The following is a 6,728-nucleotide window of genomic DNA, read 5'->3' as shown; positions in this document are numbered from 1 at the left end:
GTTTGGCCTAAGTTTTCGCAGCGAGTGACCCCTGGCTTTTTGAGAAGATACGATCGCGCACGCTCTTTATTTTCAACAAAAGGTTATTCTTCCACTACCACGGAGGATATTATCAGTGATTTAGGACTTACCCGTGGGGCTTTGTATTATCAATTTAAGGATAAGCTCGGAGTTTTTAAGGCTGTGATTGCTGAAGCTTATGACGAAATCACCCACCATATTAAAACCAAAACCCATGACACAGATGATAATTGGCATTTGCTAATCCTTGGTTGTCAGTCGTTTTTAGAAGTTGCTCAGCAAGAAGAACTACGTCGATTAGTTTTTATCGAAGCTCCTGCTGTTCTCCCTGCTGAGACATTAGCCGAATTTGACCAGCATGGATTTGGTTTACTTTATGAGGTGATCGAGAGTGCCATTGAGCAAGGACAAATTAACACCATCGATGCGGAGGGTTTTGCTCATTTACTCAATGGTTCTCTGAATGAATTGGCGGCTTGGGTGGCAAAATCTTCTGATCCTAAACGACTTCATACTGCTCAACTATTGGTCGAGTCTTTACTCACTCACTATCGAAGTTAGTGTTGCAAAAACGTCTTTTGGGACTACCTTTTTTAAGATTGAACTTGGGAGATGATAAAGACAAAACGGTCACAAAACTCTAATTGAGAATATTGGTGATATTTTCCTTCCATTTCCCTTAATCCTTCTTGTAGTTCCTCATCATCAAATTGAGATAGTAAAGACATATAGCGGTTTTCTACCATCTTAAAATAAGTTTCTTTCGCTATAGATACAGGATAATCAACAAAATTAACTGTAGTCTCAAAACCTATTTTTTGTAATAAAGTAACTAAATCATCATAGTGAGGTTGTAACGCTTCATAAGTACGTAAAGCTTTAGTAAATAGAGGGTACTCAATAGTAGGAGGTAGCAATATTATCAATAATACCCCTCCAGAATTTAGACCCTTCAATAATCCGTGTAAAAGTTTTTCTTTATCTGTAATATGATGAATCATTTCTTTAATTAAAATTTTATTGTATTGTTCTAATTCATCACAAAAAGCAAGTGCATCTTTCTCTATCACTTTATATTGAGAACTTTTGGGTATTTTAGATAGCATTTTTCCCGAGGGATCAACACAAAGTATAGGATTATTTAAAGGTATTTGAGAAATAATTTCCTTACTATAAAGCCCTGTTCCACAACCCAGATCTACTAAAACATCATCAGGAACTAGGTTCAACGATTCAATAATTTTTTGAGTGATAAATTTGATGAATTCTGGAGAAATACCCCAAAATTGATCATAGTTATCAGCCAAGGTTTGATAATGATTTTGAATTGATTGTTTCACACTATTTTTTCCTGAATAACTCCCCTAATACTAACATCAATTCTGCGAAGTTCACTCATGGTGATTTGTACAGGGGGTAAGCGAAATTTCTTATTTCCCGTACCTGTGATGATAATTACGGCTTATTATTAACTGTTCATTTAACTTATTTTCCTTCCTGACATCTACCTACTGCTATACTAATTGTTAGCGAAAGAATTGTCTTTTTCTATCCAAATTACCAAAGCAGTAATTAAGATAAAAATTAAACTTAAATAACAGACAAATAAAGCAGATTCTAGCATGGTAAAAGACCCATTTACAAAAGATTTCAGGAACATCAACAGAAGGTGTGGAATGCGTTCCTACTTGCGACTCGGATTTAAAATCTGAGTTGGTCACGAGTAGAATTTTCACTTGAGATTTCTACGTGATAAGTATAAATTTAGTTGAGATTCATTTTCCAAGTCCCCTTTGTTTTTTCTTTTCTTCTACACTATCCTCTTTCTTTTGAGTAGAAACAATACCTATTTGTTCAGAAAAGTTCAGGTATTTTGTAATTGGGGACTGTCTGGGGAATTAATTAAACGGATTGATTTGTAGATGGGAAGCTTTGAGTGGACAATGGTGATCGTCCAAAAATATTGAGTTTCTAGATAATTAGTATAGTGTGACTTATCCTTTATCAGTGATGGAAGAGATTAGATCGTTGAGTTGAAGATTATGATATGTGATTTCCGAAACTTGATTACATTTTATTCTATTTTCTCACAGACAAGTTACTGCCTAATTCATAAACTAGATATTAGCTGATGTTACTGCCTACTTCTTGTATTTGTATATAAACCATCTAAAAATTAAGTTGATTGACAAAACTCATTAATAATTAAGGAAACATTATCATGCTAAAGTTACCTGGATTAACAAAAGAATCATCCTCAACATTTTGGGGAATAACGATTACTTTATTAATTTTATGTTTAATTTAACTTTTATGAGATCGGGACATTGACAGCTAAGATTATTACGCCGAAACCTTAAAGCTTAATTTTAAGTAGCCTATATATTAGGGTACTTTTACGTGGTCAAACGATTTTTTCAGCAACTATAAGCCTCTATACTTTGGGTTTAACATAAGATACTTATATGCTTATTATTCTTAAATTAGTTAGTTTGAGATGAAAGACGACGTTGAATTTCACGTTTTTGCTGAAGTGTCAAAGTGCGATAAACTTGAGTTTTCACTGAGCGAACAATATTACGAAATTGTTGCTTTTGGGCTTCAGACATATTAATTGGTGCTAAGGATTCCCTGTAGTCTTTGCCTGCTTCAATTCCCTGAAAAAACTGAGTTTGTTGCTGAGTTGTCAGAACATTTTTAATTTCCAAAATGGTTTTTTGGCTTAATTGTTCTAATTCGACTTGTTGCTGTTGGGTGAGGGAAATTATTGATAGTACGGGAAACATTGTCTTAAGAGACAAGACTTGAGAATTTATTGCTTTTGACAGAGGAATAGTTAAGATTACAATTCCCAATAATAGAGAGAAAAATCTATGTTTGACTTTGTTACGCATTATTTTGACTTGTTTAGTATTTTTTCGAGTAGTAAAAGAATAAAGATAACTATTTTTACACTAAATTTGCTTTAAGTTTATATTAAGATCACTATTGACATTTGTTATATCCTAATTGATCTATAAACTTCTCAGTTAACAAGATAAACTAAAATTCTACTAACTAACATATTATTATAGATTTTTTTTATTTTTTACTGTCTAATGAGATAAGTGAAAATTAAGCATCCTTAGCTACTGCTAGACGAGTAGAGCAGATGAACTTTTCTAGAAGTAGTTCCCCTAAAATCAGCAGATAAACATCAGATTGATCTATCCAATCTTTAATGACTTCTCATTGAGATTGATCGCCAGCAGTGAATAATTCCATCCCTGCTGGAATATGTTTAGCTTCTAGAATAGCTTGTACGGCGGCCTGTCGTTCTTCAATTAGATCAAGATATGTAGAAGAGACGAAAACTTGTAATCTTTTGGGAAAGTCAACCATCTTTATCTTACTTACTCCCTATATTGTCTTTAGCTTCTAATAAAGCCATTTTCCTCTCTAATTAAGCTTGAAAATTTAACCAGGAGGCAACTTATTTAAAAATTCTTCCGCTAGTTTCATGAACGCTTTAGAACCACTAGAATTGGGCATAGAAGTCACAACGGGCATAAAATTATCTACTGCTTTCGCCACATTTACATCCATAGGAATAGAGGTTTTAAAAAGTTGTTCGGGGGTAAAATCTGTTTGAACTCGTCGCATCACTCGATTGTAATAACGACTCAATAAACCCCCTCCGGAGGAGATAAAAACTACTCCTAATAAATTCAAATCTAACGGTTGATCATCTTGATGGCTTTCTTTTAACTTAGCAATTCTTCGTTCTAATAACTGCATTCCCACCACCGATAAAGGTTCAGGTCGCGCGGGTAATAAATAGTAATTACTAGCAGATAATCCGCTTCTGGTCAAGAGATTATAACCTGGGGCGCAATCCATAATTACAAAGTGATAATGTTCGAGAACAGGCTCTAAAATTTTCTGAATTAAAACCCGCTCAAAATGATTCCATACTGTTTCAAAATCGGGATTTTCTATAATAGCTGCTTGTTGATGCAGAGTTTCGGAAACAATGTACTCGTCGTACAATTCCAAATCTCCTGGCAATAAATCCAGTCCTTCTATACCGCAAATGTAGGGTTGAATAATATCGTGAATATCCAGTTTACGATAAGGATTGGGTTGAATAATATTATCTAATAAATAGCTGAGGGTACGGCGTTTTTTTCTCGTTTGAGCGAATTCTTGGGGAGGCATTAAACTGAGGGTGGCACTGATTTGAGCATCCAAATCGAGAACTAATACTCGCTTGCCGTGATTTTTGGCTAAACAAGTAGCTAAATTCACAGTCAGGGTAGTTTTACCCACACCACCTTTCATGTTAACGGTACTAATTACTAATGCCATTGCTTTAATCCTTTATGGTGTCATTGAGGGTCTTAAGTGCTAACCTGAGTTGGATATAAGGAAATTTATAGAAAATATGTTGAGTTCAGGAGTCTCAAACACCTATTATCTAGTCAAAAAAGATTTAACTCCTAACTCCGAACTCAGGTTGCTAGGTTTGGGAGTGGGATGGAACAGAAGGACTGGTATGAGTCGATCGCAAATCAGGACGCAGATCCGCAGCATCCCGCAAATAGGCGTGGGAAATTTCTTTTTGCAGTTTTGGGGTATTAAGGTGAATTAAAATCCTTATACAACGTTTTAGGCTATTCTTGACGTACATTTGTTGCACATCCAAAAGAGGTACATTTTGCCAATGGGGGCGTTGACGGGCGATCGCTGCCGGGAAAATAGCATCGAGATCCCCAGTGACTGTGAAGGTGACGCTAACCATCTCTTCGGGGTTGAGTTGGTTTTGAGTTTCGATGACATCTAGCAACTCGCTGACCGCTTCTGCTATGGCTTCTGGGCTATTGTGTGTAACTGTGGTTGCTCCTCGAATTCCCCGTACTTTCCACTCCACGATCGCATCCCTCCAACAATGTTAGTTGTTACTGCTTTGCACTCCCATTGTCTCACCCCCAGACGCACTTTTTCTGTTTGGTTTAACCTAATTTAAGGACGATATAACCACAGTGGTTGGCCGTTGGTTTTCAGTTCAAACTCTAACCAATTGAGGCTTGTTCCTAGTTTTGATCTACTTTGATTACGGGAGAGAACCTTATTGAGTAAAGATTTCGGTTCTTCGATGTCGTAACAGGTGGCTTTATCGGGGTTCAACCCGGCTAATTCAGCAGCCCAACGACGGGCATCTTCTTCTGTGCCTAAACGATCAACCACCCCTAATTCTAAAGCCTGTTGGCCGGTAAAAATACGACCATCGGCGAAAGTTTTGACTTTATCAACGTCTAGGTTTCTTCCCTGGGCGACTGTGGTAACAAACTGTTGATAACTGGTATCGATCATCTCTTGGAGGATACCTTGTTCTTCTTCTGTCAATTCTCGATCGAAGGACAAAATATCTTTATAAGGGCCTGATTTAATAACCTTGAAAGACACTCCAACTTTGTCTAATAAACGTTCTAGATTGTTTCCTCGTAAAATCACGCCAATACTGCCGGTGATGGTTCCTGGGTTAGCCATGATGTGTTGCGCGCCCATGCCAATGTAAACCCCACCAGAAGCGGAAATGTTACCAAAACTGGCCACAATTTTTACATTATCTTGTAATCTTTTTAAGGCCTCGTAAATTTCTTGGGAGTCTCCTACAGTTCCCCCCGGGGAGTCGATACGTAGTAGTAAAGCGGGAAATTTCTTTTCTTTTACGGTTTCTAGCCCTTTGAGAACGTATTTACGGGTTTCTGACGCGATCGCCCCTGTAATTTCCATACGGGCTATTTGCTTACTCGGTCTGGGTCTAAATGGCCAAATCATAAATTAAGGTCAAACATAGTGAGTGGTGAGCCATATTGTAACAATTCTTGATGGCCTGAGTTGGATATCAGCAAATTGATCAAATAGTTTCCCTTACCTCAAACCCTAGATATGATTTAGTTTTAACCTTTTCTATAACTACATCTGTTACCTTTGCACTGTCGGGTCCTCGATGACACCATTGCACCATCTGCTCAATTAGAGGTTCTGTCCCTTCAAAAATGGCTTCTACACGCCCATCAAAGCAATTTCTAACCCACCCCCTAATGCCTAACTTTTTTGCTGTCTGTGCCGTGGAATAGCGGTATCCTACCCCTTGCACTTTTCCACTCACAAAAACGTGAACACCGATAATGTTAGAATTGGTCACTGTTTTAAATATTTCCTAAAACGTCTAAAATCTTTTTTAAACGACGATGACGATCAGAATAACTCCTGATTACTTCTAAAGCAAACAGAGGAGTTTGTTGAACAGCAAATAAGAAATGTTCTCGGTCCAAAACAGCTAGTTTACAGTCAGTTTTAGCCATAACAGTAGAACCACGTAAATGGTCTTCATGAACTAAAGCACCTTGTCCAAAAACGTCTCCTTTTTCGATAACTTCAATTACTTTGCCATCGACATACATTTCTATTTCCCCTTCAATGATGCCATACATCACAGTTCCTGGCTCCCCACTTCTGAAAATGACCTCTCCTTTCGAGAAGGTTTGTTCTGGTTGAGATTGAAATAATTTAACTGTTTCTACAGGACTTAACATAGGTTTTAATCTCCTATTTAATAGTGGATATTTAGAATATAGAATGTAGAATAATTACAAAAAATAAATTCTAAAGAAGCTTCTCAAAAAGTCTGGGGGGACTCGCCGAAAGTTAGGGGACAAAGA

General features: G+C 37.0%; 9 protein-coding genes. 1 reads left to right on the top strand and 8 read right to left on the bottom strand.

All coding sequences use genetic code 11. The annotated features are described in order from the left end of the window. A partial coding sequence (locus P9B04_RS11840; protein WP_342055194.1) for a TetR/AcrR family transcriptional regulator occupies positions 1 to 582 on the top strand: 582 nt, incomplete at its 5' end. 32 nt (positions 583 to 614) lie between these two features. Here P9B04_RS11840 and P9B04_RS11835 read toward each other — a convergent pair. The 8 genes from P9B04_RS11835 to P9B04_RS11800 form a co-directional block, all read right to left on the bottom strand. Next, on the bottom strand, positions 615 to 1,361 hold the full coding sequence (locus P9B04_RS11835) for a class I SAM-dependent methyltransferase (protein WP_342055193.1): 747 nt from the start codon (positions 1,359 to 1,361) through the stop codon (positions 615 to 617). Positions 1,362 to 2,504: 1,143 nt separating this feature from the next. After that, positions 2,505 to 2,915, bottom strand: a complete 411-nt coding sequence (locus tag P9B04_RS11830; RefSeq protein WP_342055192.1) for a hypothetical protein — start codon at positions 2,913 to 2,915, stop codon at positions 2,505 to 2,507. A gap of 334 nt (positions 2,916 to 3,249) precedes the next feature. After that, on the bottom strand, positions 3,250 to 3,402 hold the full coding sequence (locus P9B04_RS11825; protein ID WP_342055191.1) for a DUF4062 domain-containing protein: 153 nt from the start codon (positions 3,400 to 3,402) through the stop codon (positions 3,250 to 3,252). A gap of 75 nt (positions 3,403 to 3,477) precedes the next feature. Then, positions 3,478 to 4,368 (bottom strand): ParA family protein, encoded by an 891-nt coding sequence (locus tag P9B04_RS11820; RefSeq protein WP_342055190.1) that lies wholly within the window; start codon positions 4,366 to 4,368, stop codon positions 3,478 to 3,480. A gap of 151 nt (positions 4,369 to 4,519) precedes the next feature. After that, positions 4,520 to 4,930, bottom strand: a complete 411-nt coding sequence (gene aroH / locus P9B04_RS11815) for a chorismate mutase (RefSeq protein ID WP_342055189.1) — start codon at positions 4,928 to 4,930, stop codon at positions 4,520 to 4,522. A 92-nt stretch (positions 4,931 to 5,022) separates the two neighbouring features. Then, complete coding sequence (gene sppA / locus P9B04_RS11810) at positions 5,023 to 5,841, bottom strand: signal peptide peptidase SppA (RefSeq protein ID WP_342055188.1); 819 nt, start codon at positions 5,839 to 5,841, stop codon at positions 5,023 to 5,025. A 79-nt stretch (positions 5,842 to 5,920) separates the two neighbouring features. Beyond that, entirely contained in the window at positions 5,921 to 6,211 is a 291-nt protein-coding gene (locus P9B04_RS11805; RefSeq protein ID WP_342055187.1) for an acylphosphatase, read from the bottom strand. Positions 6,212 to 6,215: 4 nt separating this feature from the next. Next, the gene (locus tag P9B04_RS11800) at positions 6,216 to 6,602 is read right to left on the bottom strand and encodes a cyclic nucleotide-binding domain-containing protein (RefSeq protein WP_342055186.1); all 387 of its coding nucleotides are present in this window, start codon (positions 6,600 to 6,602) and stop codon (positions 6,216 to 6,218) included. Positions 6,603 to 6,728 lie beyond the last annotated feature (126 nt).

Origin of the sequence: Crocosphaera sp. Alani8, assembly GCF_038442745.1 — a bacterium.
GTDB lineage: Bacteria > Cyanobacteriota > Cyanobacteriia > Cyanobacteriales > Microcystaceae > Crocosphaera.
The sequence above is the reverse complement of the archived record's forward strand: the minus strand, read 5'-3'. Positions and strand labels throughout refer to the sequence as shown.